Source organism: Stenotrophomonas sp. NLF4-10 (assembly GCF_022359915.1).
GTDB classification, from domain to species: Bacteria; Pseudomonadota; Gammaproteobacteria; order Xanthomonadales; family Xanthomonadaceae; genus Stenotrophomonas; species Stenotrophomonas daejeonensis.
On record NZ_JAKSEE010000003.1, the window covers coordinates 2640710 to 2667024 of the forward strand.

The window sequence follows — 26315 nt, forward strand, 5'->3', positions numbered from 1 at the left end:
CCTTTCGCGCACTGAAGTGCGCTCCTACAGGTCTGCCGCCGCCAGCGCTGGCGTTCCCCTGCGCAGGCGAGAACAATAGCCCTCCGCTTTTCTTTCCCGCCACATGGACCACCTCCTCACCCCCAGCCAGCTCAACACGCTCGCCCGCGACCTGCTCGAAGGCGCGTTCCCGCTGGTGTGGGTGGAGGGCGAGCTGGGCAACGTCAGCCGGCCATCGTCGGGGCACCTGTACTTCACGCTGAAGGACGCACGCGCGCAGGTGCGCGCGGCGATGTTCCGGCCCAAGAGCCAGTGGCTGAAGTTCGTCCCGCGTGAGGGCCTGCGCGTGCTGGTGCGCGGGCGCCTGACCCTGTACGAGGCGCGCGGCGACTACCAGCTGGTGCTCGACCACATGGAGGAAGCCGGCGAGGGCGCGCTGCGCCGCGCCTTCGAGGAGCTGAAGGCGCGCCTGCAGGCCGAAGGCCTGTTCGACGCGGAGCGCAAGAAGCCGTTGCCGGCGCATGTGCGGCGCCTGGCGGTCATCACCTCGCCCGGCGGTGCGGCGGTGCGCGACGTGCTCAGCGTATTGGCGCGGCGCTTCCCGCTGCTGGAAGTGGAGCTGCTGCCGACGCTGGTGCAGGGTGAAACCGCCGCCGCGCAGATCACCGCGCTGCTGCGCCGCGCCGACGCCAGCGGCCGCTACGACGCGATCCTGCTCACCCGCGGCGGCGGCTCGCTGGAAGACCTGTGGGCGTTCAACGACGAACAGCTGGCGCGCGCCATCGCCGCCTGCGCCACCCCGGTGGTGTCGGCGGTCGGCCACGAGACCGATTTCAGCCTGTCCGACTTCGCTGCCGACCTGCGCGCACCAACGCCTTCGGTGGCCGCCGAGCTGCTGGTGCCGGACCGGCGCGACCTCGGCGCGCGCCTGCGCCACCTGCAGCACCGCCTCGCGCAACGGCAGGCGCACGTACTGAACCAGGCGATGCAGCGCGCCGACCGCGCCGCACTGCGCCTGCAGGCGGGCAGCCCGCAGGCGCGGCTGGCGCTGCTGCGGCAACGCCAGCAGGCCGCGCTCGCGCGCCTGCATGCCTGCTGGCAACGGCAGCTGCAACAGCGGCACGCGCGGCTGGCGCATGGCAACGCGGTGCTGCGCGCGACCCGGCCCGGCCGCCGCCTCGCCCTGCTCGCCGAACGGCTGTCGATGCTGGCCCCGCGCACGCAGGCGGCGATGGCGCGGCAACTGCAACGCGACGCCCTGCGCCTGCGCGGCATCGCCCGTTCGCTGGAAGCGGTGAGCCCACTGGCCACGGTGGCGCGCGGCTACTCGATCCTCACCCGTGCCGATGACGGCGCGCTGGTGCGTTCGACCACGCAGGTCCAGGCCGGCGATACATTGCATGCACGCGTGGGCGACGGCACGGTGGACGTGCAGGTCATCGACCCCTCGTAGATGCGGGGCTTGCCCCGCATGAAGCTTTAAGCTTTCCCGGCAATGCCTCGTGCCGGGCAAGCCCGGCACCTGCGAGACGCATGGCCATTTGCGCGGGAGCTTGCCCCGCATCCACGAATCAATTCGCCTGCGCCGTCTCGCAGAACCGCTGCCGGTATTCCATCGCCTTGGGCATCAGCGCCTGCAGGTTCTGGATGCGGGTGCCGGGATTGGGGTGGGTAGAGGCGAACTCCGGCGGCGCCTGCCCGCCGCTGGCCGCGCCCATGCGCTCCCACAGCGGCACCGCTTCCTGCGGGTCGAAACAGGCTGCCGCGGCCAGCATCAGCCCCACTTCGTCGGCCTGCGTTTCGTGGGTGCGCGCATAGGGCAGCAGGTAGCCGTAGCCGAAGGCGGACATCAGCATCGGTTGCTGCTGCGCATCCATGCCGCCGGCGGCACCGGCCATCTGACCGATCTCGGTCAGCTTCTGCTGCGCCATGCGCTGCGCGCCGTGGCGCAGCAGCGCGTGGGCGATCTCGTGGCCCATCACCACCGCCATCGCATCGGCGTTCTTCGCCACCGGCACCAGCCCGGTGTAGACCGCCATCTTGCCGCCGGGCAGGCAGAACGCGTTGGCCTGGTCCGATTGCAGCACGTTCACTTCCCAGTCGAAGCCCTGCGAGAAGCGGTTGGGCGCCTGTCCGTGCTCGGCTGCCAGCGCCGCCTCCACCGGCTCGACCTTGGCGATCAGCCGCTGCGCGATCCCGCGGATCTGCCGCGCCACCTGCGTATCCGGGTCCACCGGCCGCTCCTGCGACAGGATCTGCTGGTAGGCCTGCAGGCCCAGCGCCTTCTCGCTCTCGGCGTCGAGCGACGCATCGATCAGCACCTTTTCGCCGGTATACGGGTCCACCGTGCGGTTGCTGAAGTAGTAGCAGCCACCATAGATGGCGAAGCCGAGCAGGACGATCCAGCGCAGGCCGCCGACGCCACGGCGGCGACGCGGGTCGCGCGGGTTGCCAACAGGGTCCTGTCGCATCGGGAATCTCCATCGCCGGGTCTGCCACGGCGATGGTAGCGCGCCGCGTCAGATGCCACGCACCAACCGGAAGCCGATGCGCGCGCTGGTCATGTCCGAGTCCTGCGACAGCCGCCACGCCGCGCGGGTCTGTTCCGGCGCGTTGGCCCAGTTGCCGCCGCGCACCACGCGCTGCCGGCAGCCCGGGTTGTACCAGGCCGCGCCATCGGCCGGCGCGCGCCGGTAGCTGGCGTGCCAGCAATCGGCCACCCATTCGCTGAGGTTGCCGGCCATGTCGTGCAGGCCCCAGGCATTGGCGCGGAAGCGGCCGACCGGCGCCGCGCCCCAGTAGCCGTCGCCATAGCCGACGAAGGCATTCTTCCAGTGGCGGCCGCTGGGCGAGACGTCCTCGCCGCCGGTGAAATTGCCGCTGCCCTCCGGCGGCACCCCGGCGTTCCCCCACGGGTAGCGCCCGGTGCTGCCGGCGCGCAGGGCGTATTCGAACTCCGCCTCGCTCGGCAGCCGGTAATAGCGCCCGGTCTGCTCGGACAGCCATGCCGCATAGGCCTCGGCATCGCGCACGCTGACGTGCATCACCGGATCGTCCGGCGTGGCCCTGGCACCGTTGTAGCCGGACCGCCAATCCACGCCGCTGCGGCGGATGAAGTTGCCGCTGCGCTCGTCGTAGACCACCGAATGCCCGCGCCGGACAGCGCGCGGGCGGGCATTGGCCGCGGCCACGAAACGGCCGAACTCGGCCACGGTGACCTCGGTGATCGACATGGCGAAGCCGCGCTCGAAGCGCACGTAATGCTGCGGCCGCTCGGCATCGACCGCCCCCGGCTCGCCATTGGTCGCGCCCATCTGGAAGCCGCCATGCGGGACCACGATCATCTGCGGCCCGCGCCCGCCATCGAGCAGGGCGTCGGTGAACACCTGCCCGGGGCGGAAACTGCCGTAATGCGCGGCCAGTTCGATGCGCTGCCGCAGCACCGCCACCGCCTCGTCGCCGGGCCGGGCGATGCGCAGCGCCCGCTCCAGCTTCTCGCGCGCGTCCTTGAGGCCCTTGGGTGAGGTGAGGTCGCGCAGGCCGCCGTCGCGCAACGCAGCCAGCTGCGCCATGCGCATGGCTTCGATGCGCAAGCGTGCATCGGCCACGGTCGGGGCGTCATCGCGGATCTTCGCGGCACGGTCGAGCAAACGCAGCGCGGCATCGAAATCGGCCAGCGCGGCCGCCTCCTCGGCGGCGCGCAGCAGGCCGCTTTCCACCGCCGCCACTCCTTGCCGCGCGCGGCTGTTGCCCGGGTCCAGCGCCAGCACCTCGGTGAACGCGGCCAGCGCGCCGCCTTCCTCGTCGAACCGCCCCTTGCGCAGCGCATCCTCGCCGGCCCGGTTCAGCGCCAGCAGCCGGCGCGCCACCTGCACGCGCTGCTGCAATTCCAGCTCGGGCTTGCCTTCCGGCGCCAGGTACACCGCCACCGCCATCCGTTCGGCCGCATCGGCCAGCGCCCTGCGCTGGTCCTCGGGTTGCTCCAGCAGGCCGCGGGCCGAGGCCAGCAGTTGCGCCCTCGCCTTGCGCAACCCGCGCGTGGCCTCGCGGTTGTCCGGCTGCAGCGCCAGCACCGCCAGGTAAAGCGGAATTGCATCGTCCGCCTCGTGGTACAGCCGCCCTTCCGCCAGTGCAGCCGCCGCCTTGCGCAGTGCCCCGCGCACTTCGTCGGCCTGCAGCTCCACCGTCAACGGCACCCACGGCGGCGGCGCATCCGGCAGGACCATCGGCAGCGCGCCGGCCGCCGGTCGCGCCGCTTCGCCCGCCGCGGCATGGTCGATGGCTTCGGGTACCACCGCGGAAACCTCCGGCGCCTGGCGCCCGCACGCGGCACAGGCCAGCACGGCACACAGCGCCATGCGGACCATCCTGCCGGTTGTGCGCAAACTTCCTTCCATACGGTTCCCGCGCTCGGGGGCGCTGCGACGTTAGGCTATTCTCGCCTGCCCGGGCAAACCCTGCCGTCGACGGAATACACGTGGCTCACTGGATCAAACACCCATCCGAACTGGAAGCGCGCCATCAACAACGCCCCGCGCGCATCGGACTGGACACCGAATTCATCCGCGAACGCACCTACTGGCCGCAACTGGCGCTGGTGCAGATGGCGGTGGGCGACGAAATCCTGCTGATCGACCCCTTGATCCCCGGCATGACCGACGCCCTGCGCCCGTGGCTGGAGGACACCGCCATCCTCAAGGTCATGCACAGCGCCAGCGAGGACCTGGTGGCGTTCAAGTGCGCCTGCGGCGCGCTGCCGCGGCCGCTGTTCGACACCCAGATCGGCGCCGCGCTGGCAGGCATCGGCGGCGGCATGGGTTACCAGAAACTGGTCGCCGAGATCACCGGCACCACCCTGCCCAAGGGCGAGACACGCTCGGACTGGATGCGCCGCCCGCTGTCGCCGGCGCAGCTCGAATATGCCGCCGACGACGTCGAATACCTGTTCGCCCTGCACGATGCCATCGACCGGCGCCTGCACGAACTCGGCAGGCAGGCATGGATGCAGGACGATGCACAACGCCTGCTGGCCGGCGTCGACAACGACGAAGGCGAGCGTTGGCCGCACCTGTCCATGCGCGCGGCGCAGTTCCTCGATACCGACGCGCAACGCCGCCTGCTGCGGCTGCTGCGCTGGCGCGACCAGCAGGCCCGGCAGAGCGACAAGCCGCGCAGCTGGATCCTCGACAACGAACTGGCCGCCACCCTGGCGCGCACGCCGCCGACCGACCACGACGCCCTGCTGCGCCTGTTCGAGCGTTTCCCCAAGGCCCCGCGCAAGCTCTCGCAGGCGGTATGGCAGACCCTTCAAACCCCGCTGCCCGACGAGGACCAGGCGCCGCAACCGCTGCCCGCCACCGACGCCAACAAGGCCGCGCTCAAGCGCCTGCAGGATGCAGTGGCCAGGCACGGCAGCGAACTCGGCCTGCCCGACGGCCTGCTCGCCTCGCGCAAGCACCTGGAAGCCCTGCTGCAGAACGGCGACTGGCCCGCGCCACTGGCCGGCTGGCGCAGGCAGCAACTTGAACCGCTGCTGCGCCCCCTCTTGGCGAAACCGGAAAGCACGCGCTAGAATTTGCGGGCCGCACGGGGCCATAGCTCAGCTGGGAGAGCGCGTCGTTCGCAATGACGAGGTCGGGAGTTCGATCCTCCCTGGCTCCACCATCTCCAGACGGAAACGCCGCATCGAAAGATGCGGCGTTTTTGTTTGCGCGGTGGCCGGGAAATTTCTTCGGTTTCTCCCTTGCCGAATCCGACGGACCTCCGTATCATGCGCGTCCTCGCCGGCGGCAACGCCGCGAAAACAAAGTGGCTCGGTAGCTCAGTTGGTAGAGCAGGGGATTGAAAATCCCCGTGTCGGCGGTTCGATTCCGTCCCGAGCCACCACAAGATTCAAGGGCTTGCAGCGATGCAAGCCCTTTTTGTTTGCCCGCCTCCTCGCCCGGCGCGATATCGAACGAAAGCTTCACACCGCCGTGGGCGGCTTTGCTTAGCCTGCCGGACAATCACGGAGGCCAGACCATGCATGTCCATCGCCTGCTCCTGTCGTTGTCGCTGCTGTGCTCCACCGCCGCCTGGGCGGCACCGCCGCTGCAGTCGGTGGAACCGCTTGATCTGGACCGCTATGCCGGCCAGTGGCACGAGATCGCCCACCTGCCCACGCCCTTCCAGAAGAAATGCGTGGCCGACATCACCGCCAGCTACGGCCTGCGTGCCGATGGCCGCATCAGCGTGCTCAACCGCTGCCGCACGGACAGCGGCAAGCTGATCGAAGCCGAGGGCGTCGCCCGCGCCGTGGACGGGCATTCCGGACGCCTGCAGGTCCGCTTCGCGCCGGACTGGCTGTCCTGGCTGCCGTGGGTATGGGCGGACTACTGGGTGATCGCGCTGGACCCGGACTACCACTGGGCGATGATCGGCGAGCCGGACCGCAAGTACCTGTGGATCCTGTCGCGCTCGCCGTCGATGGACGGCGCCCTGTTCGAGTCGCTCAAGCGGCAGGCGGCCGACATGGGCTACGACCTGGCGCCGCTGAAGGTGATGGCACCAGTCGAGTGACGGCCCGGCGGTACCGGCATCGGGCGCGACTACCGCCCTCCAGCGCTGTACCGGCAGCGCGGGTCCGCCACGGGTGGATCATGTCTGGATGCCCGCGCGGGAAAATCCCGCTCCTGCGGCCGCCGGCGGCCCGGGCCACGTTCGCCATACGGCGTAGTATCCTTTGGCCGATCCCCTCCGGACCCGAGGACCGAGCAGCATGCGCTTCCGCCTACAGTACGTCCTGACCACGTTTCTCGCGCTCGCGCTCGCCTCGTGTGGCGGCGGCATGGTGAAGCGGGTTTCCGAACCGGCCGCCGGCATCCAGCAGCTCACCGTCGGCAACGACGGCAACTGGGAAGTGGAACTGCGGCTGCGCAACTACAGCTCGATGCCGATGCGCTTCGACGACATCGCGCTGCGGATGAAGGTGGGCGATGAAGCCGCCGGCACCTTGAGCGCCGCGCCCGGGTTGTCCATCGGCCCGGAGTCGGCCGACGTGGTCACCCTGCGCCTGCAACCGAGTTCGCCGGCCCGCATCGTCATGGCCGATGCACTGGCCGGCGGCCGCTCGCTGTTCTACGAATTGGAGGGCACGGTCAAGGCCACGCCCGAGGAAAAGAAGCAACGCAGCTTCGAAGTGAAATCCCGCAACAGCCTCAACCAGGCGCCCGGCCTGCCCGGCGTGCTGCGCTGACCCATCACGTTTTGCCCGAGATGACACGATGAGCAACTACACCGCCCCCCTCACCGACCTCCGCTTCGCCCTGCATGACGTGCTCAAGGCCGAATCCCTGTTCGCCGCGATGGGCCTTGAGGACGCCAATGCCGAATTGATCGACGCCGTGCTGGAAGAAGCCGGCCGCTTCAGTGGCAGCGTGTTGGCGCCGCTGAACGCCACCGGCGACGAGCATGGCTGCAAGCTCGACAAGGCCACCGGCGAAGTCACCACCGCGCCGGGCTTCAAGGAAGCCTATGCGCAGTTCGTCGAAGGTGGCTGGACCGGCCTGACCGCCGCACCGGAGTTCGGCGGCCAGGGCATGCCGGAGACGCTGGGCATGGCGCTGAGCGAGATGGTGTCGGCCGCCAACCTGTCGTGGAGCCTGTTCCCGATGCTGTCGCACGGCGCGGTCGAGGCGCTCAAGCACTACGGTGAGGACTGGCAGAAGGACACCTTCCTCAAGCCGCTGGTGGCCGGCAACTGGACCGGCACCATGTGCCTGACCGAACCGCACGCCGGCACCGACCTGGGCCTGCTCAAGACCCGCGCCGAGCCGAACGACGACGGCAGCTATTCGATCACCGGCACCAAGATCTTCATCACCGCCGGCGAGCACGATCTCAGCGAGAACATCGTCCACCTCGTGCTGGCCAAACTGCCCGACGCGCCTCCCGGCCCAAAGGGCATCTCGCTGTTCGTCACCCCGAAGTACAAGGTGGACCGCAGCGGCAACCTCGGCGAGCGCAATGCCCTGCGTTGCGGCGCGCTGGAACACAAGATGGGCATCCACGGCTCGTCCACCTGCGTGATGAACTTCGACGGCGCCCAGGGCTACCTCGTCGGCCAGCCGCACAAGGGTTTGCAGGCGATGTTCGTGATGATGAACTCCGCGCGCCTGGGCGTGGGCGTGCAGGGCCTGTCGCAGTCCGAGCGCGCCTGGCAGGGCGCGCTGGCCTATGCCCGCGAACGCCTGCAGTCGCGCGCGCCCAAGGGCGCGCTGCTGGCGGACAAGCCGGCCGACCCGATCATCGCCCAGCCCGACGTGCGCCGCATGCTGCTGACGATCAAGGCGCTGACCGAAGGTGGCCGCCTGCTCGCCACCCACGCCTACACCCAGCTCGACGCCGCCCAGCACGCCGGCGACGCGAAGGTGCGCGCCGACGCCGACACGCTGGTCAGCTTCCTCACCCCCATCGTCAAGGCCTGCCTGACCGAGTGGAGCATCGAGGCCACCTACAATGCACAGCAGTGCTTCGGCGGCCACGGCTACATCGCCGAGCACGGGATGGAGCAGCTGGCGCGCGATGCCCGCATCACCACCCTGTACGAAGGCACCACCGGCATCCAGGCGCTGGACCTGATCGGCCGCAAGACCGCCGTCTCGCAGGGCGCCGGCCTGAAGCTGTTCCTGGCCGAAGTGGAGCAGTTCATCGCCGCCAACGCCGGCAACCCGGCCGTGGCCGAATTCCTGCCGGTGCTGGGCGCCAAGGCGCAGGAATGGGGCAAGCTGACCATCGACGTGCTGCAGCGCGCGGCGGTGAACCCGGAAGAACTGGGCGCGGCCAGCTGGGACTACCTGTTCTACAGCGGCTACGTCGCACTGGCCTATTGGTGGGCGCGCAGCGTCACCGCCGCACAGGCCTCGGCGCATCCGGAAGGCTTCAAGCAGGCCAAGCTGGAAACCGCGCGTTTCTACTACGCCCGCATCCTGCCGCGCACCCTCGCCCATGCCGCCAGCATGCAGAGCGGCGCCGAGCCGCTGATGGCGATGGACGCCACCCGCTTCGGCGCGTGATCCCCCCGCAGGAGCGCACCTTGGTGCGCTCCTATGAAATTACACAAACCGTCACACATCGGGTATAAGCTGTTCTCCCGATGGAGACAGACACTACCCCGCGTGGTCTGATCGATACCGGAGCCGTCCTCCCCGCTCCGGAAACCGGGTTTTCGCCCCCTCCCCTGCACCGCCTCGGTTCCGTGCGACTGCTGTCGCTGGACGCGCATGGTCGCGTGCTCGACTGGATCAACTGGCAGGAAGCGACCTGCCTCTACGCCCGCGGCGCGGTGGCATGGACGCTCGGCGATCCCTGCCTGCACGTGCATGGCGCCACCAGCCGGCGCACCGGCCTGCGCAGCGGGCTGGACCTGCACCCGATCATCGCCACCCGCGGCCATGCCCGCTCGCGCGCCATCGACCCCACGCCCAACCTGACCAACACCGCGCTGTTCGCCCGCGACGCGCAGCTGTGCCTGTACTGCGGCCAGCAGTTCAGCCGCCCGCACCTGACCCGCGACCACGTTATGCCGCTGTCCAAGGGCGGCCGCGACGTCTGGGAGAACGTGGTCAGCGCCTGCTTCCACTGCAACTCGCGCAAGGCCAACCGCACCCCGCAGCAGGCCAACATGCCGCTGCTGGCGGTACCGTACCGGCCGAGCTGGATCGAGCACCTGATCCTGTCCAACCGCAACATCCTGGCCGACCAGATGGCCTTCCTGAAGGCGCAGTTGCCCAAGAGCGCGTTACGCCGCGGCACCTGACGCCCTGCCACGCCCGTGCAGGAGCGACGTGAGTCGCGACCGGGCCTTCCCCGATAAAACTCCGGTCGCGACTCACGCCGCTCATACGGGCATGGGCCGAGACTGCTCGTACCGGCGCTTTGCTTGCCCCACCCCGGAATGGGGGCGAAAATGGCGCCTTGCTTGAAGCACGAAGAAAATGATCGACTCCGCCCGTTATCCGCGCCTTTCGCGCATCCAGACCCCGCACGACCTGCGCACGTTCGACGAAGCCGAGCTGCCCGCGGTCGCCGGCGAGCTGCGCGACTACCTGATCGAATCGGTGGGCAAGAGCGGCGGCCACTTCGCCGCCGGGCTGGGCGTGATCGAACTCACCACCGCCCTGCACTACCTCTACGACACCCCGGTCGACCAGCTGGTGTGGGACGTGGGCCACCAGACCTACCCGCACAAGATCCTCACCGGCCGCCGCGACAGCATCCACACCGTCAAGCAGAAGGACGGCGTAGCGCCGTTCCCAAAGCGCGAGGAGAGCGAGTACGACACCTTCGGCGTCGGCCATTCCTCCACCTCCATTTCCGCCGCGCTGGGCATGGCCATCGCCCGCCAGCGCCAGGGCGACGGGCGCAAGATGGTGGCGGTGATCGGCGACGGCGCGATGACCGCCGGCATGGCCTTCGAGGCGCTGGCGCACGCCGGCGGCATGGACGAGGAACCGGACCTGCTGGTCATCCTCAACGACAACAACATGTCCATCTCCGAGGCGGTGGGCGGGCTGACCAAGATGCTCGGCCGCGCCACCGCCAGCCGCACCCTCAACGCCCTGCGCGAGGGCGGCAAGAAGATCCTCGGCGACAAGCGCAGCAGCCCGCCGGCGCGCTTCGTCAAGCGCTGGGAGGAACAGTGGAAGGGCATGTTCGTGCCGTCCACCGCGTTCGAGCAGATGGGCTTCCACTACACCGGCCCGATCGACGGCCACGACCTGCCATTGCTGCTGTCCACCCTCAAGACCCTCAAGGGCAAGAAGGGGCTGCACCTGCTGCACGTGATGACCACCAAGGGCAAGGGCTACGAACCGGCCGAGGGCGACCAGATCGGCTACCACGCCGTCGGCCCGTTCGACCCGAGCAAGGGCCTGCCGGCCAAGGGCGCGCCGAAGAAACCCACCTACACCGACGTGTTCGGCGACTGGCTGTGCGACGCCGCCGCCGCCGAACCGCAGCTGATGGGCATCACCCCGGCGATGCGCGAGGGCTCGGGGCTGGTCCGCTTCAGCAAGGAATACCCCGAGCGCTACTTCGACGTGGCCATCGCCGAGCAGCACGCGGTGACGCTGGCGGCCGGCATGGCGACGCAGGGAGCCAAGCCGGTGGTGGCGATCTACTCCACCTTCCTGCAGCGCGCCTACGACCAACTGGTGCACGACGTCGCCATCCAGGACCTGGACGTGCTGTTTGCCATCGACCGCGCCGGCGTGGTCGGCCCGGACGGCGCCACCCACGCCGGCAACCTCGACCTGAGCTTCCTGCGCTGCGTGCCGAACATGCTGGTGATGGCCCCGGCCGACGAGGCCGAATGCCGGCAGATGCTCAGCACCGGCCTGCGCTACAGCGGCCCGGCGGCGGTGCGCTACCCGCGCGGCACCGGCCCCGGCGTCGCCGCCGGCAACGACCTGTCCACGCTGGAAATCGGCAAGGCGCAGCTGCGCGTGCAGGGCCACTGCATCGCCCTGCTCGCCTTCGGCGCGACCGTCGCCGCTGCAGAACAGGTGGGTCGCGAACTCGGGCTCAGCGTGGTCAACATGCGCTTCGTCAAGCCGCTGGACAAGCCACTGCTGCTGGAACTGGCGCGCAGCCACGACGCCTTCGTCACCATCGAGGACAACGTGGTCGCCGGTGGCGCCGGCTCGGGCGTGGCCGAACTGCTTGGTGCCGAGGCCATCGTGATGCCGGTGCTGCACCTGGGCCTGCCCGACAGCTTCCAGCACCACGCCAGCCGCGAGGACCTGCTGGCCGAGGCCGGCATCGACGCCAGCGGCATCCGCGCCGCCATCCTCAAGCGCTGGCCGGACGTCCACGGCAGCAACGCCCCGTTGAGCGCAACGGGCTGAATCCCGGCTTCCTGCGGCACCCCGGACCCGCGCCGACCACAGCCGGCGCGGGTTTTCTTCATGCCGTAGGCAGATATCCCTTCACCGGACGACAGGCAAAGAAAAAGCCCTGAAGAATCAGGGCTTTGAATGGAGGCCTGGGTCGGAATCGAACCGGCGTACGCGGATTTGCAATCCGCTGCATAACCACTCTGCTACCAGGCCATCAACTGTTTCCATCAGGGCGACGAGTGTATCGCCCTGATATGAAAAAACGGCAGGACCGCCGTTTTTCACGGCGAAGCCGCCCGAAGGGTGGCCCCCAGGGACGGGGGCCATGAAAAAACCCCGCTGCCGGGGTTCTTTCGGAATTTGGAGCGGGAAACGAGACTCGAACTCGCGACCTCAACCTTGGCAAGGTTGCGCTCTACCAACTGAGCTATTCCCGCTTGGGAGCCGCGCATTCTACAGGTCAACCGAACAATGCGCCAGCGTTTGCAACGATTCCCTTCGGACCAAGCTGCGGATCGACCGCGGCATCGTTCGACATTGGAGCGGGAAACGAGACTTGCACTAGGCGCATAAGTCGTTGTTTCCCAAACCCTTTCTTCGCCGAGGTGGCCAGCGAAGACCTAAATTGTAGCCTAATTTTTCATCCTCGCCAACAAGATCTTCCAAAGAATTCCACTGACCTCTATAGACCTGCACGCAGCACACCCGACCCACACTCGGCGCTACGTCGGCGGCGGTGGTCTCGAACTGGCCTCCTACCTCTCACTCTCTGCTTCCGCATCCCACGGCGATGAGGGCTAGGCCGATGTTCCGGTGCTGACCTAGTTCGGATGCTGTCAAGGAGCGGCACGCACCGCACGTTGCCTTTGTCGATATATCAGGATGCGGAAACAAGCATCACAGGCGCGGGTTTACTACGTCCGGCCGGACGTTCGGCGGCCACTGCCGCCCCCTCGCACCTCGTGAAACCGCTGGCATATCTAGTCATACCTAGTGGGTTTTGCAGGGGCCGCAATTTCTTACGACCCTGATAGCGTGCGCGTCGCTGTCGAACCCACCTTCCGGCGATTGACCTTCTAGCGATCAATGGATTTTTGCACACCGAGCATACGACGGCTACCAGCGGCGCGAACTGGTGAGAAGTACTCAAGCCCCATGACGAAGCGAGCCTCGGGACTCGTTTCCTGCACAGGTAACAGGCCGACCATGATGTCGGCGGCAAAGGAGTCGGCCATGTAGTTCTTCTCCTGGAAGGAGACCGAGCATGTACGAGAACAAGAATGATGCACCAACATCAAAGGTGTTCTACCTCCCGATCGAAGCGTCCATCCGCTGGGCCGGGCTGCTGCGGTACGAGCAGGTGATCCTGGCCTCGATTTCGTCGCCCCGGAACCTGCCACTTTCGCTGGACTGCCCACGCTGGGGCGAACTGCGGCTGTACACCGAACGCATCTATGACGGCATCCTCAATGGGGAGCTGCCCTTCGGGCGGGACGGCATCACGATGCACGACACCGAGCTGATCGACTCTCCCGACCTCACCGTCCGCCATGTCGATCTGAAGCGCTGGATGCGCCAGCACTACCCCGAACAGCGACCAGGCTTTCTCTTCTCCCGCAGCGAGCGCATCGCCCATCCCTTCATCTCGCTGGAGACTGGGCAAGCCATGCTGGTTGAGCAGCTCGCCCTGAAATCCGCCCTGGAACAGTCCAAGCGCCAACTTCGCGAGCTGCAGGACAAGCACGACGCGCTGCTCAAGCAGTCCACGGTGATTCCCGCCTGCGCGCAGTGCCCGATCAGCGATCGGGCCGAGGCCACCTACCTGAACATCATCGGGGGCATGCTGGAGCTGATGCTCGGCCAGTCGCCCTCGGGCACGCCGTACTCCAGCTTCAAGACGCAGGAGGCTGTGGTCAGCGCACTGGTCGCCCATCACCACGGCGTCATGGGGATCGCCGAGCGGACGCTGAACGGCAAGTTCGCCACGGCCAGGCGCCGGCTGCATAGCGCCACGCTCTGAGGATTGCCAGCTTGTATGTGCAGTCGCGGAGATTGCATTTGCAATGTCTTTCCGCAGCCGTGTCTATTGAATAGAGGTCACGCCAACAAACGCCACTGAGCGTTCAGGAGTGACCGCCATGTCGCAAACACCTGTACTGCCACCCAACGAGCGCCGCATTCTGCGTCTGGAAGAAGTCGAAGCGAAGTCCGGCTTCAAGCGTGCCCACATCTACAACCTGATGAAGAAGCGCCAGTTCCCGCAGGCGCTGCGCCTGGGTGTGCGCGCCGTCGGCTGGGATTCCATCGAAATCGATCAGTGGATCGCCGAGCGCGTCAACAACCGGGCCTGACCCGTTCTCCCGCGGACCTTCCATCCTCACACGGAGAACGCCATGCAGGTTGTATCCATCATTTCAACGAAAGGTGGCGTCGGCAAGACCACCACGGCCGCGAACCTGGGCGGGCTCGTCGCCGACGCGGGGCTGCGCGTGCTGCTGCTCGATCTCGACGTGCAGCCCACCTTGTCCTCGTACTACGAGCTGGCCCACCGCGCGCCCGGCGGTATCTATGAATTGCTGGCCTTCAACGAGCGCGACCTCGGCCAGCTCGTGTCCCGCACAATCATTTCGGGCTTGGACCTGGTGCTGTCCAACGACCACCGGGGCGAGTTGAACACCTTGCTGCTGCACGCGCCGGATGGGCGCCTGCGGCTACGGCACCTGCTGCCGGTCCTGGCTCCCCTCTATGACCTGGTGCTGATCGACACCCAGGGCGCGCGCTCGGTGCTGCTGGAGATGGCGGTGCTCGCCTCCGACGTTGCGCTGTCGCCCGTGACCCCGGAAATCCTCGCGGCGCGCGAGCTGCGGCGCGGCACCATGCAGTTGCTCGAAGACATCGCGCCGTACCGGCACCTCGGCATCGAGCCGCCACCGCTGCACCTGCTTATCAACCGCGTCCACCCCGTGTCGGCGAACGCCCGGCTGATCCAGCAGGCCTTGCGCGACCTGTTCCAGGACCACGCCGGCATCCGCGTGCTGACCACCGACGTGCCGGCCATCGAAGCCTATCCGCGCGCCGCGACGCGCGGCCTGCCAGTCCATCGGGTCGAATACCGCCAGCCACCGGGCAGAGTCGCCCCCGCCGCGCTCGAAACCATGCGCGGCCTCGCTGGCGAGCTGTTCCCGCAGTGGCAACACCGATTTGCCGCGGTGTCCGGCCGTTCGCCAGTCCCTCTTGATGGCAGGAGGCCCCATGGCGAATGCACATGAACTGGCCCGAGGCCACAAGCGGCTGCGCGCCCTGATCGAGTTCGCTGTCGGTGAAGGCTGGCACGTCAAACGCACGCCGGGCGGCCACCTCAAATTCACCAAGACAGGCTGTGCCGCGATCTACACCAGTTCGACGGCCAGCGACCACCGGGCCGCCCTCAACGCCCGTGCGCAGATCCGCCGCGCCGAGCGCGAGGCCCGATCCCAGGCGCAGGGAGGCAGCCATGGCTGAGATCACCTCCCAGCAGATGGCCGGCAAGCTGCTCGCGGCCGGGTTCGAGCGCAGCGGCCCGGCCGCGTCGGCCTTGAGCGATCCGATCGCCGACACACCCATGGTCGTGACCCTGGACCAGTTACGCCCCTACGACCATGACCCGCGCAAGAAGCGCAATCCGGCCTATGAGGAAATCAAGGCATCCATCCGCGAGCGCGGCTTGGATGCGGCACCGGCCATCACCCGACGGCCTGGCGAGGACCACTACATCATCCGCAACGGCGGCAACACGCGGCTGGCGATCCTGCGCGAACTGTGGTCGGAGACCAAGGACGAGCAGTTTTTCCGCATATCGTGCCTGTTCCGGCCGTGGCCCAGCCGCGGCGAAGTCGTCATGCTGACCGGCCACCTGGCCGAGAACGAACTGCGCGGCGGCCTCACCTTCATCGAGCGCGCCCTCGGCGTCGAGAAGGCGCGCGAGTTCTACGAGCAGGAAAGCGGCGCCGCCCTGAGCCAGTCCGAACTAGCCCGCCGCCTGGCCGCCGATGGCTTCCCGGTCCAGCAGTCGCACATCAGCCGCATGAACGACGCGGTGCGCTACCTCCTGCCGGCGATCCCCGCCGTGCTCTATGGCGGCCTCGGCCGCCACCAGGTCGAACGCCTGTCGGTCATGCGCAAGGCCTGCATGTTCGCGTGGGAGCGCTACGCCAAGGGCCGCACGCTGGTTCAGGACTTCGACGAGTTCTTCCAGGAAGTCTTGTCGCAGTTTGATGTGCAGGCCGACGAGTTCTCCGCGCAGCGCGTACAGGACGAGCTGATCGGTCAGATGGCCGAGCTGCTGGGCGTCGATTACGACGTGCTCGCGCTGGACATGACCGAATCCGAGAGCCGCCAGCGCGCTCTGGTCAGCGATCCGACGCCATCCTCGACGCCGCCCGCCTTGCCGGAGCCTGGGGTTATCGCGCGCCCACCTGCCAACGCCTCGCCGCCCACCACAGGGCCAGCACCGACAGCGCAGCCTGCAAGCCCTGCGTCTCCCACCTCAACGCGCGAGAGCGACGCAGATGCCAACGAGGCGGGCACGGCCAGTCCGACAGCGGACGACCACCTGCTTCAGAAGCACATCGTCTCACCGGCGCCAACGACCGAACGGCTTCAGTCCATCCAGCGCATGGTCGCCGACCAGTTGGGCGATGCGCTGCCGCCTGACTTCTCGGCGAACGTCTTGCAGTCCATCCCCGTACAGGCCGGCGGGCTCTATCCGATCTCTGATGTCTGGTACATCGACGCGAGCCTGGACACGCCCGAGCGCCTGCGCATCCACGTCGCGCAGTTCGCCCGCGAGATCGCGGACGAGGCCCGCCTGGACGAGTGCATCGATGACCGTCCAGACGGCATCGGTTTCGCCTGCCGTGCCTACGCCCAGGACCCGGGGCCGCTGGGTCGTGCCGTTCTGGCGCTGCTGGCATGCCTGTCCGGTCAGCAGCCCGCCGACGTCCGCCTGGACAACGGGCAATTCGTCATCGACCTGTCGGCGCTGCTGCACGGACAAGGCGACGCAACCCGGCGACTGAGCGACACCGCACTGGTCAAGTTGTTCCGGCTGCTGCGGCTGGCCCGCCGTCTGCTCGACCTGGACGCCGGCGCTGCGGACGCTGGAACGTAAGCGAGGGAGGCCAGCATGTCCGCACCACACCCACTCAACCAGGCCGTCATCGCCCAGGCCCTCTATGACCTGCGCAATGGGCAACTGCGCCGCTGCAAGCTGATGGGGTTTGGCGAGGAAGAGCTGGACGCCCTCAAGCATCCCGCGCTGATCAGCGTGCTGGCCAATGCCAACGTCTCGTGGTGCTCGGTGACGGTCAACCGCGAAGTGCTCCTGCGTCTGCTCAGGCAGGCGCAGGACGTGGAGAAGGAGATCGCCACGGTCGATCGCATGCTGCGCCTCGGCGCGAGCACCGAAATGGTCAGCCGCTTCTACGGCCTGACCCACCAGGAAGTGGCGCTTCGCCGCGAAATCCTCGGCCTGCCCAAGCGCAAGGGTCGCCATCCCGTGCTGGACGAGAAGCAGGACACGGAGCTGTGGCGGCAATGGAAGGCCGTGACCAGCAGCAGGAACGTCGATCTCGAAGACGAGACCTCCATCCTCGATGCCGCCATGGACTTGGCCGAAGGCATGTCGCTGCCTCTGTCGGTGGTCTGGGCCTCGATCAAGAGCTGGGTCGATCAGGGATTGGGTTGACCATGGCCGTGGACGACACCGCACCACGTCGTGGCCCCATCGCACTCGCAGACCTGTTCGACGCTGCGCTGAAAGACCTTGTGCCCAAGCCCAACGCCGATGCGCCCCCGCCCACACCCACGCCTGTCGCGATGCCCACGGGCCCGGCGTCTGGCGATGCCTTCCTGTTCAGCGGCAACCGGCACGAGACCGTACCGCGACGGCTGTTCCTCGACCGTCGCCTGACGCCGCTGGAGCGCAACGCCTGGCAGGTCTTCCGGCTGATGCTCAACGACGATGGCGTGACGGCGTTCCCGACGTATGAACAGCTTCGGCCCTGGCTGGCGTCGATGCCGTGCGCCGGGCAAGCCTCGCACGAAACCGTGGCGCGAGCGCTGACGCTGCTGCGCCTCACCCGATGGTTGAGCCTGGTGCGGCGCCGCCGCGATCCCAAGACCGGCCGCATCCTCGGCAACCTCTATGTCCTGCACGACGAGCCGCTGACGCCCTTTGAAGCGATGCAGCTCGACGCCGATTACCTGGCGCTGGTCAGCCATTCCCTCGGCCACTCGGCCAAGGCCGTCCAGATGGTCGGCCTGAACACGCTCAAGGAAATCGCGGAAGACCCGCTGCTGTCCGGCCGCACGCTGCCGTCACGGCTGCAGGTCCTGGCCGAACGCCTCGCCAGCCAAGGCATCACGGCGACCGAAAGTTATCCACATGAGGATGCCACTCACGATTCCGAAGAAGGGCCGACGAGCCTTCTTCGGAATCCCGATGACCCCACTTCGGAATCCGAAGCAGGGCCGAAACCCGCGCCAGACGCCTCTCTTCGGAATCCGAAGCAGGCCCGTACAGTACGTAGTAGTCGTATTGATGAAGTACGTACTACCGCGCAAGCGCGCGCGCTGGGCGATCTGCAATGGCCCAAGCGCTTCGCGGAACTGAAGGCAGAGCAGCAGACAGGCGCCAGGGTGGCATTGCAGCAGGTCGATGCCTCGCTGAGGCAGGCCGTGCTGGACGAATGGGCCACGCGATGCAGCAGCCACGGCATCCGCAATCCTGCGGGGTATCTGTTCGGCATCATCCAGCGGGCCATCCATGGTGAGTTCAACGCCTGGGCCAAGAAAGACGCGCCGTCGGCACCTGCTCCACCCAATGAGCGGCCACCACCAGCACCGCCACCATCCCAGCCGCAGGGCAAGCCTGTGCCGCCAGAAGTCGCCAAGCTGCACATCGAGCGACTGCGCAATCTGCTCGCCAGCAAGTAATCAGGCGTGCAAGGCGGTGAAGTGGATGCCGGTGGCTGTCAGTGGAACTATCCCCAGGGGATAGTTCCACTGACAGCTACGACGTCGAACCGCTGCACGCCAAGCCCCGATCGCCTGCCGCGGGATCGTCCTTGTCCGCACTGATCCGGGTTTGCAGCGTTCCTTGGCGTTCCATGGAGCTATCCCCTGGGGATAGCTCGCGCCGCATGCACCTGCCGCGCCCTGAACCGGGGACGGGCGGGTTTCGGTTTGTTGACTGACTGCCTTCCGCTTCCTGCCGAAGCTGGCCGCTCTTTTCCAACAACGAGCGGACACCATGGCAACCACCAACGAACCCCTGCAACTGAATCTCGGCTCCTTGCGCAGCGCGATGTCGCTGACGCTGCACACGCACCACGCCTCGCGCATCTGGCACGGCCGCGCCGCCGCCGAGGGACGACCGGGCATCGTCGGCCTGAACGGCTACATCGCCCAGATGAACAAGATGCGGCGCGGCTCGGAGCAGGACGACCCGTACAGCGACTTCTGGATGCTGCGCATCGAGGACAAGCTCGACCAGACCAAGGCCACGCTGCAATCGCTGCGCGAGCAGGTGGACCAGGCTCTCGCGAGCGTGCCGCCGGCACTCACCCTGGGCGAGAACCTCAACGTACAGCCCGTCAAGCTGCCGCTGTTCGTCAATGCGCAGCTCGGCTTTGCCGCCGTTTATCTGCTCGCCGACTACGACGACATCGCCCGCAAGCTGATCCTCGCGCACCACACTGCGCTGATCGATCGCTCGACGCTCGAACGCTGGCTCAACGAAGGCGCCCATGCACTGCGCAGCCTGTTCTCGCTGGCCCAGCAGTACCGCTACTCGGGCTGCACCCGCGACGACTTCGCCGCGAAGAACGCCGCAGCCCGGGCGGCGCTGGAGAAATTCGGCGAGTTGCCGCAGGACGTGCTGGAAGGCACGCGCCGCTCGAAGTTCGCGCCGCCCATCGTGCGCCGTGGCCTGCAGCAGCGCGGTGACGGTCCTGCCGCAGCACCATCCGCCAGTGACGAAGCCGCCGCCACCGAGGCCTCCGAAGCGACAGCCGGCGAGGACGAGCAGGCATGAGCGACCCGAATCGCGAAACCCGCTACTTCCGTCCCCTGCAACAGACCGCCTTCATGAGGCTGGAACACGCAGGCTCTCAAAAAGGCCTTTTAAAACCCTTTAAAGGTAAAGGGGACTTGGAGGCCTGGGCCAGCCAGTGCTTCGCCATGCGCGACGAATTGATTGGCTTGGCGCAGCGACAGGTGCTGCAACAGGCAGCCGGGCATCCCTTCCATCTGCTGCCCGTGGAGCTGGCCCAGCAGGCAACTGGCGCGGGAACGACGTTCCTTCGCTGGCGCAGGCACGACCGCTCGGCCATGGGCGTGGCCCTGTGGCAGGAGCTGATGGCGAGCATCAGCACGCCGGTCAACCTGCTGGCCGACCTGCACGCGATCGAGCTTCAACGCATCACGCTGAACATGCAGATCAGCCTGTTGCACACCTTGGGCAGGCAGGCCCAGGAGTGCGCCAGCAAGGCCGCCGAGGCGGAAGACGCCTACCTGCGCCGGCTCAAGTCCACCCCACCCGCACTGCGCGATCGGTGATCGCGCCGGGCACCCCAGCACGCGCCCGTCGCCGACCAGGTGCGGGTATTTCAACCACCACGGAGATTGCAACATGAGCACGCATTTTTCTGGCGAGGGCAACATCGGTTCGCCCCCCGAGTACCGGGAGTTCCCCAACGGCAACGACGAACCGCGGCGCCTGCTGCGGCTGAACGTGTATTTCGACAACCCCGTCCCCACCAAGGGCGGCGACTTCGAGGATCGCGGCGGCTTCTGGGCGCCGGTGGAAATCTGGCACCGCGATGCCGCGCACTGGAAGGACCTGTACCAGAAAGGCATGCGCGTGCTGGTCGTCGGCCGCATGGAGCGCGAACCCTGGACGGACAACGAGGATCAGCCGCGCGAGACTTGGCAGATCAACGCGCGCAGCGTCGGCATCCTGCCGTTCCGCATCGAGTCCGTGACCCTCAGCCCCAGGCAGCAGGAGACCACGCAGGACACGCAGCCGAATCCCCAAGCCGCCCAGGAACCGGCCGCGCCGAAGGAGCCGAAGCGCAGGAAGTGATGCAGCATGGGGCGGCGGCAGTCGTCCGTCGTCCCACGCCCTCGCGAGCTATCCCCAGGGGATAGCTCCATCAACGTCCACCGGCTTCCACGCGCTCCCGAAAACCGCGGCTCCCGAACCGCACACCCCAGGCCGCACGCCACTCCCGTCCCCGCCATTCCATCCCGTGAAAGTGGTCGCCACCGCATGCGGCTTGTTTGCTGCTGCCCCTGGTGGTGCTCGGCATCCTCGATTCCAGCAACTCAATGAACCACGGAAATCGGATGGACGGACATGCGGCTGTTCTTGTGCGAGAAGCCCTCCCAGGGCAAAGACATTGGCCGGATTCTCGGCGCGACGCAGCGCGGTGAAGGCTGTCTCAGCGGCTCTGGCGTCACCGTTACCTGGTGCATCGGCCATCTCGTAGAAGCGGCAGCTCCCGAGGTCTATGACGCGGCGCTCAAGCGCTGGTCGCTGGAGCAGTTGCCCATTGTTCCGCAGCAGTGGCGGGTCGAGGTCAAACCGAAGACCGCCACGCAATTCAAGGTCGTCAAGGCGCTTCTGGCGAAGGCGACCCATCTGGTCATCGCCACCGATGCCGACCGTGAGGGCGAGCTGATCGCCCGCGAGATCATCGACCTGTGCGGCTACCGCGGCCCCATCGAGCGGCTATGGTTGTCGGCGCTCAACGATGCGTCGATCCGCACCGCGCTCGGCAAGTTGCGGCCCTCATCCGACACGCTGCCGATGTACTACTCGGCGCTTGCGCGCTCACGCGCCGACTGGCTCGTGGGCATGAACCTCAGCCGGTTGTTCACGGTGCTCGGGCGTCAGGCCGGCTACGACGGCGTGCTGTCCGTCGGTCGCGTCCAGACGCCGACCTTGAAGCTCGTCGTGGACCGCGACCGCGAGATCGCGGCCTTCAAGTCGGTGCCGTTCTGGGCCATCGACGTGTCCCTGTCCGCAGGTGGACAGGCTTTCAGCGCGCAGTGGGTTCCGCCCGATGGCTGCACCGACGATGCCGGCCGCTGCCTGCAGCAGCCTATCGCCCAGCAGGCCGCGCAGCAGATCCGCGCTGCGAGCAGCGCCCAGGTCGTGTCAGTCGAGACCGAGCGCGTGCGCGAAGGGCCACCGCTGCTGTTCGACCTGGGAACGCTTCAGGAGGTTTGTTCCAAGCAGCTTGGGCTGGATGTGCAGGAGACGCTGGAGATCGCCCAGGCCCTGTATGAGACCCATAAAGCCACCACGTACCCGCGTTCCGATTCGGGCTACCTGCCCGAAAGCATGTTCGCCGAGGTGCCGACTGTTCTGGACAGCCTGCTCAAGACCGACCCCTCGCTGCGCCCGATCATGGGCCAGCTCGACCGCTCCCAGCGCTCGCGCGCCTGGAACGACGGCAAAGTGACGGCGCACCACGGCATCATTCCCACCTTGGAACCCGCGAACCTCTCGGCTATGAGCGAGAAGGAACTGGCGGTGTACTGGCTGATCCGCGCGCATTACCTGGCGCAGTTCCTCCCTCACCACGAGTTCGACCGCACGATCGCCGAGCTGTCCTGCGGCCAGCAGAAGCTGGTGGCCACCGGAAAGCAGGTGGCCGCCCAGGGTTGGCACCTGGTGCTGGCCGAGCCGCAAGCGGACGAGGACGGGGAAACCACCGCGCGCAGCCAGGTACTCCCCGCGCTGCGCGAGGGCCTGGCATGCCAAGTGGCCGAGGCCGAAGTCAAGGCGCTCAAGACGCTGCCTCCGAAGCCCTACACGCAGGGCGAACTGGTCAAGTCGATGAAAGGCGTGGCGCGCTTCGTGACCGACCCGCGCCTGAAGCAGAAGTTGAAGGACACGACGGGCATTGGCACCGAAGCCACGCGCGCCAACATCATCACCGGCCTGCTGACGCGGGGCTATCTCGTGAAGAAAGGACGCTCCATTCGCGCATCGGATGCGGCATTCACGCTGATCGACGCTGTGCCCGCGGCGATTGCCGACCCCGGAACCACCGCCGTGTGGGAGCAGGCGCTCGACATGATCGAGGCCGGACAGCTCACCCTGGATGTGTTCATCGGCAAGCAGGCCGCATGGATTTCGCAACTGATCGTGCAGTACGGCAGCACCTCGCTGTCCATCAAGGTTCCCCAGGGTCCCGCTTGCCCGCAGTGCGGCGCACCGACGCGCCAGCGCACCGGCAAGACCGGCCCCTTCTGGTCGTGCAGTCGCTACCCCGACTGCAAAGGCACGCTGCCGGTCGATTCCGGCACGTCCAAGCGCGGTGCCTCGCGCCCGCGCAGTAGCGGCCGCAAGGGCTCCTGACCGACCCCGCTCCCCGAGAGCCGTGCCCGCCATCGGCGGCGTGGCCCATGTCCCGCACGCCCTGCGGGACGCCCAGCGCGCAACGCCTTCTCTTGTCCGTGTGCGCGTCCCGCTCGGCCGCCCCCGGCCGCGGGGCCTGAAGGTAGCTTCTCCGCGAACCGTGTCCGGGGTTTCCCGGCGTGTTCTGCTGATCTGCATTTTTCCGCCTCTGCGAAGGGTCCCCCGATGGCTTGCCAGGCTGCGAGCCACCCGGAGACCCTTCGTGGTCAGCGGTATTCGATGCCGTGCCCAACGGCGAAAAACTGGGCTCCTTTTGTGCGCGGATGTGCGCCAGAAGATGCCGGCGCCAACCACGATATGCGCCGGGTGCGATTGCTGACAGCAGACGGTTCTAGCGACGACCGGCCTGCAACAGCCCACGGGTGGTTCCGTCCTCCCGAGCCGAAGGCCGCAAGGCCTTCGGCGCCTTTCTCCTGCCAATCAACGTCCGGCCAGGCCACACGGTCCAGGGCCACACGAACAGGAGACCCGCCATGAACCCGCAACCTCGCACCCCACGCGGTGCGCCCCAGGCCGCGCCACTGCTGTACGGCAGCGTGTGCAGCGGCATCGAGGCCGTGAGCCTCGCCTGGCAGCCCATCGGCCTCGAAGCCGCGTGGTTCGCCGAGATCGAGCCGTTCCCGAGCGCCGTGCTCGCCCACCGTTACCCCCGCGTGCCCAACCTGGGCGACATGACCGCGATCGCCCGCCAGGTGCGCGCCGGCACCGTGCCGGCGCCCGACATCCTGGTCGGCGGCACGCCGTGCCAGTCGTTCAGCGTTGCAGGTAGCCGTCGCGGGCTGGATGACCCGCGCGGAGCCCTTTCCCTTGCCTATGTGGAGCTTGCCAATGCCATCGACCAAATCCGCCACCAAGACCGCCGCCCCGCGGCCACACTCGTCTGGGAAAACGTCCCCGGCGTGCTCAATGACCGCTGCAATGCCTTCGGTCAATTCCTCGCTGCACTGGCCGGAGAAAGCCGTGCGCTCCAGCCGCCAGGGGGTCGGTGGGCGCACGCTGGTTGTGTGTCTGGACCCCGCCGCCGCATCGCCTGGCGCGTGCTCGACGCTCAATATTTCGGTGTCGCCCAACGCCGCAAGCGCGTGTTTCTTGTGGCAAGTGGTGGAAATGACCTCGATCCCGCAGAAGTACTTTTTGAGCGCGCAGGCCTGCTCGGGGATTCTTGTGCGGGCCGCGCGCCGTGGCAAGAAGCTGCCCACGATGCTGGACCGGGTGCTGAAGCAGCAGGCGCATGCGCAGGACTTGCAGGATTCGCAGGACTGAAGCAGCCCTACGGCAAGATCACGACGACGTTCGGATTCAGCGGCGGCATTGGCCCTGTCGATGTGGCGGCATGCCTGATGGCCGCTGGCCCCAAGCACGACATCCGCACCGAGACGTTCATGGTGCAGTCGGTCGCCGGCAGCATCGCCCACACCCTCGACACCGCCAACAACGGCAAGGGCAGCAGCGAGGACGGCACCGGCAAGGGCGTTCCGATCATCGCCTTCACCGCCCAGGGCAGCGGCGCGGATGCCACGCTCGACCTGACGCCGACGCTGCGCGCTGGCGGCCATCGCAACAGCCATGCGAACGCCGGGGTCGTGCCCGCCATCGCGTTCGCGCAGAACAACCGCGGTGAAGTGCGCTTCGAGTCGGGCCATGGCCAGGTCGCTTGCACCGTGCTGTCCAACGGCAAGCCGGGCTACGGCGTGCCTATGGTGGCCTGCGTGTCTCTGCGCGGCCGCGAGCAGGGTCTTGCCGCCGAGCTGGGCGGCACCGTAGCGGGCGCACTGCGCACCAGCGGCGGCGGTGCGGACAAGCCCTATGTCCTGGCTCCCGACTTCGAGGCGCATTTCCGCTACGACTGGAACGACCCTGGCCCCGGCGACTGGTCGCACTGGCGTGTGCGGCGGTTGATGCCCGTGGAGTGCGAGCGGCTGCAAGGTATGCCCGACGACTACACGCTGATCCCGTACCGCGGCAAGCCCGCCGCCGACGCTCCACGCTACAAGGCGATCGGCAACTCCATGGCTGTCCCGTGCATGGCATGGCTGGGCCAGCGCCTGGTGCAGTACCTGCACAAGACGGGCTCAACCGCTTCGGATTGATCGGCGACGCAGCCTGCGGGCCGCGCCATTCTCCCTCCTGCATTGCCGATGGTTCGGCAGCAGCCCGCAGCCAGGGTGTCAAGGCTGCCGCGGGTTCCACCCGCGCCACCCACCAGTTCGCCTCGGCATCTCACCGGCGAACGCTGCCCACCGGGGCATCGATGCCTCTTTTCTCCAACCCACGGGATGGCCGCCACGTCCCGTCGGGGGCATGTCGCCACCCGGTCGATTTCAGGACTTCCCATGGACAACATCACCAAGCAAGACCGCATCACGCTGAAGAACCTCAAAGTGGCCGACTTCGCCAGCGAAGAAACGATGTGCTTCAGCGCCACCGTCGTGTTCGACGGCACTCCCATCGCCGAGGCCCGCAACGACGGCCACGGCGGCTCGACTTTCCTCCACGCGCTCAACGGCAAGGCACCGCTGCTGGCGCAGGCCGAAGCCTTCGCCAAGGGCCTGCCGCCTGCGCCGCTCGACCTCGGCCAGGAGGGCGAAGACCCTCACTACATCGACATGACGCTCGACTTCCTGGTCGATGAACTGGCTGACGCCATGCACGCGGAACGCAAGATGCGAGCCGCGTTCAACCGCGACATCGGCAACAAGGTGCTGTTCATCAAGGACGGCAAATTGCTGTTCATCAAGGGCATCAAGCTCAAGGCCATCGCCGACCGCAAGGCGTACTTCGCTTCGCTGCGCGCTCGGCAGGCCCAGCCCATCGTCATCCTCGCCGAGCTTGCACCCGAGCAGGCATTCGAGCTGTGGAAGCAGCATGTCCTGGGCGACAAGCCCGACTGACACAGCACCGACGCACTCTCCTGACAGCCCCGCACTCGATGCGGGGTTTCTTTTTTTTCGGTGCCCATCAATCGGGGCTGGGCCGGATACCGTTTTCCA

23 protein-coding genes and 4 tRNA genes are annotated in these 26315 nt (G+C 67.5%); 22 read left to right on the forward strand and 5 right to left on the reverse strand.

Annotated features, from left to right (window positions below; translation table 11 throughout):
• The first annotated feature begins 103 nt into the window (after positions 1 to 103).
• Positions 104 to 1432, forward strand: a complete 1329-nt coding sequence (xseA, locus tag MIC98_RS12405) for an exodeoxyribonuclease VII large subunit (RefSeq protein ID WP_239737395.1) — start codon at positions 104 to 106, stop codon at positions 1430 to 1432.
• A 118-nt stretch (positions 1433 to 1550) separates the two neighbouring features.
• Here the strand turns inward: xseA and MIC98_RS12410 are convergent, their stop codons facing one another.
• On the reverse strand, positions 1551 to 2450 hold the full coding sequence (locus MIC98_RS12410; RefSeq protein ID WP_239737396.1) for a M48 family metallopeptidase: 900 nt from the start codon (positions 2448 to 2450) through the stop codon (positions 1551 to 1553).
• Positions 2451 to 2498: 48 nt separating this feature from the next.
• Complete coding sequence (locus tag MIC98_RS12415) at positions 2499 to 4337, reverse strand: formylglycine-generating enzyme family protein (protein WP_345772162.1); 1839 nt, start codon at positions 4335 to 4337, stop codon at positions 2499 to 2501.
• Between the two features lie 119 nt (positions 4338 to 4456).
• On the opposite strand from MIC98_RS12415, the gene rnd reads away from it, so the two are divergent.
• From rnd to dxs, 8 genes are all read left to right on the forward strand, one after another.
• Positions 4457 to 5551, forward strand: coding sequence for a ribonuclease D (gene rnd, locus MIC98_RS12420; protein ID WP_239737397.1), 1095 nt, complete (start codon positions 4457 to 4459; stop codon positions 5549 to 5551).
• Between the two features lie 16 nt (positions 5552 to 5567).
• Positions 5568 to 5643, forward strand: a tRNA-Ala gene (locus tag MIC98_RS12425).
• Between the two features lie 146 nt (positions 5644 to 5789).
• Positions 5790 to 5865: transfer RNA gene (locus MIC98_RS12430), tRNA-Phe, on the forward strand.
• Positions 5866 to 6000: 135 nt separating this feature from the next.
• Positions 6001 to 6537, forward strand: coding sequence for a lipocalin family protein (locus tag MIC98_RS12435; protein ID WP_239737398.1), 537 nt, complete (start codon positions 6001 to 6003; stop codon positions 6535 to 6537).
• A 268-nt stretch (positions 6538 to 6805) separates the two neighbouring features.
• Positions 6806 to 7213 (forward strand): LEA type 2 family protein, encoded by a 408-nt coding sequence (locus tag MIC98_RS12440; protein ID WP_239738175.1) that lies wholly within the window; start codon positions 6806 to 6808, stop codon positions 7211 to 7213.
• Between the two features lie 28 nt (positions 7214 to 7241).
• The gene (locus MIC98_RS12445) at positions 7242 to 9032 is read left to right on the forward strand and encodes an acyl-CoA dehydrogenase C-terminal domain-containing protein (protein WP_239737399.1); all 1791 of its coding nucleotides are present in this window, start codon (positions 7242 to 7244) and stop codon (positions 9030 to 9032) included.
• 80 nt (positions 9033 to 9112) lie between these two features.
• Entirely contained in the window at positions 9113 to 9775 is a 663-nt protein-coding gene (locus MIC98_RS12450; protein ID WP_057641668.1) for an HNH endonuclease, read from the forward strand.
• A 178-nt stretch (positions 9776 to 9953) separates the two neighbouring features.
• Positions 9954 to 11864: a 1-deoxy-D-xylulose-5-phosphate synthase gene (dxs, locus tag MIC98_RS12455; RefSeq protein WP_239737400.1), complete on the forward strand. Its 1911-nt coding sequence runs from the start codon at positions 9954 to 9956 to the stop codon at positions 11862 to 11864.
• Positions 11865 to 11994: 130 nt separating this feature from the next.
• On the opposite strand, the gene MIC98_RS12460 is transcribed toward dxs, so the two are convergent.
• The 3 genes from MIC98_RS12460 to MIC98_RS12470 form a co-directional block, all read right to left on the reverse strand.
• A tRNA-Cys gene (locus MIC98_RS12460) sits at positions 11995 to 12068 on the reverse strand.
• 148 nt (positions 12069 to 12216) lie between these two features.
• A tRNA-Gly gene (locus MIC98_RS12465) sits at positions 12217 to 12292 on the reverse strand.
• Positions 12293 to 12931: 639 nt separating this feature from the next.
• Entirely contained in the window at positions 12932 to 13090 is a 159-nt protein-coding gene (locus MIC98_RS12470; RefSeq protein WP_167310314.1) for a hypothetical protein, read from the reverse strand.
• Between the two features lie 29 nt (positions 13091 to 13119).
• On the opposite strand from MIC98_RS12470, the gene MIC98_RS12475 reads away from it, so the two are divergent.
• The 13 genes from MIC98_RS12475 (at position 13120) to MIC98_RS12535 (ending at position 26216) form a co-directional block, all read left to right on the forward strand.
• Positions 13120 to 13875 carry a hypothetical protein gene (locus tag MIC98_RS12475; protein WP_011347601.1) on the forward strand — a complete coding sequence of 252 codons (756 nt, stop codon included), beginning with the start codon at positions 13120 to 13122 and terminating at the stop codon, positions 13873 to 13875.
• Between the two features lie 118 nt (positions 13876 to 13993).
• The gene (locus MIC98_RS12480; RefSeq protein WP_011347600.1) at positions 13994 to 14206 is read left to right on the forward strand and encodes an AlpA family transcriptional regulator; all 213 of its coding nucleotides are present in this window, start codon (positions 13994 to 13996) and stop codon (positions 14204 to 14206) included.
• 42 nt (positions 14207 to 14248) lie between these two features.
• Positions 14249 to 15124, forward strand: a complete 876-nt coding sequence (locus MIC98_RS12485; protein ID WP_011347599.1) for a ParA family protein — start codon at positions 14249 to 14251, stop codon at positions 15122 to 15124.
• Positions 15108 to 15356, forward strand: coding sequence for a hypothetical protein (locus MIC98_RS12490; protein WP_011347598.1), 249 nt, complete (start codon positions 15108 to 15110; stop codon positions 15354 to 15356). The genes MIC98_RS12485 and MIC98_RS12490 overlap by 17 nt, the downstream gene beginning before the upstream one ends.
• Positions 15349 to 17004: a ParB family protein gene (locus tag MIC98_RS12495; protein WP_011347597.1), complete on the forward strand. Its 1656-nt coding sequence runs from the start codon at positions 15349 to 15351 to the stop codon at positions 17002 to 17004. The genes MIC98_RS12490 and MIC98_RS12495 overlap by 8 nt, the downstream gene beginning before the upstream one ends.
• Before the next feature lie 15 nt (positions 17005 to 17019).
• Positions 17020 to 17580 (forward strand): DUF2857 domain-containing protein, encoded by a 561-nt coding sequence (locus MIC98_RS12500; protein WP_011347596.1) that lies wholly within the window; start codon positions 17020 to 17022, stop codon positions 17578 to 17580.
• Positions 17581 to 17582: 2 nt separating this feature from the next.
• Positions 17583 to 18830: an STY4528 family pathogenicity island replication protein gene (locus tag MIC98_RS12505; RefSeq protein WP_011347595.1), complete on the forward strand. Its 1248-nt coding sequence runs from the start codon at positions 17583 to 17585 to the stop codon at positions 18828 to 18830.
• A 316-nt stretch (positions 18831 to 19146) separates the two neighbouring features.
• Complete coding sequence (locus MIC98_RS12510; RefSeq protein WP_011347594.1) at positions 19147 to 19929, forward strand: PFL_4669 family integrating conjugative element protein; 783 nt, start codon at positions 19147 to 19149, stop codon at positions 19927 to 19929.
• Positions 19926 to 20453: a DUF3158 family protein gene (locus MIC98_RS12515; RefSeq protein ID WP_011347593.1), complete on the forward strand. Its 528-nt coding sequence runs from the start codon at positions 19926 to 19928 to the stop codon at positions 20451 to 20453. The genes MIC98_RS12510 and MIC98_RS12515 overlap by 4 nt, the downstream gene beginning before the upstream one ends.
• A 73-nt stretch (positions 20454 to 20526) precedes the next feature.
• Positions 20527 to 20979: a single-stranded DNA-binding protein gene (locus tag MIC98_RS12520; protein ID WP_010894248.1), complete on the forward strand. Its 453-nt coding sequence runs from the start codon at positions 20527 to 20529 to the stop codon at positions 20977 to 20979.
• A 273-nt stretch (positions 20980 to 21252) separates the two neighbouring features.
• The gene (locus tag MIC98_RS12525; protein ID WP_011347592.1) at positions 21253 to 23265 is read left to right on the forward strand and encodes a DNA topoisomerase III; all 2013 of its coding nucleotides are present in this window, start codon (positions 21253 to 21255) and stop codon (positions 23263 to 23265) included.
• A gap of 533 nt (positions 23266 to 23798) precedes the next feature.
• Positions 23799 to 25415: a DNA cytosine methyltransferase gene (locus MIC98_RS12530; protein WP_011347591.1), complete on the forward strand. Its 1617-nt coding sequence runs from the start codon at positions 23799 to 23801 to the stop codon at positions 25413 to 25415.
• 243 nt (positions 25416 to 25658) lie between these two features.
• Entirely contained in the window at positions 25659 to 26216 is a 558-nt protein-coding gene (locus MIC98_RS12535) for a hypothetical protein (protein ID WP_041855055.1), read from the forward strand.
• Positions 26217 to 26315 lie beyond the last annotated feature (99 nt).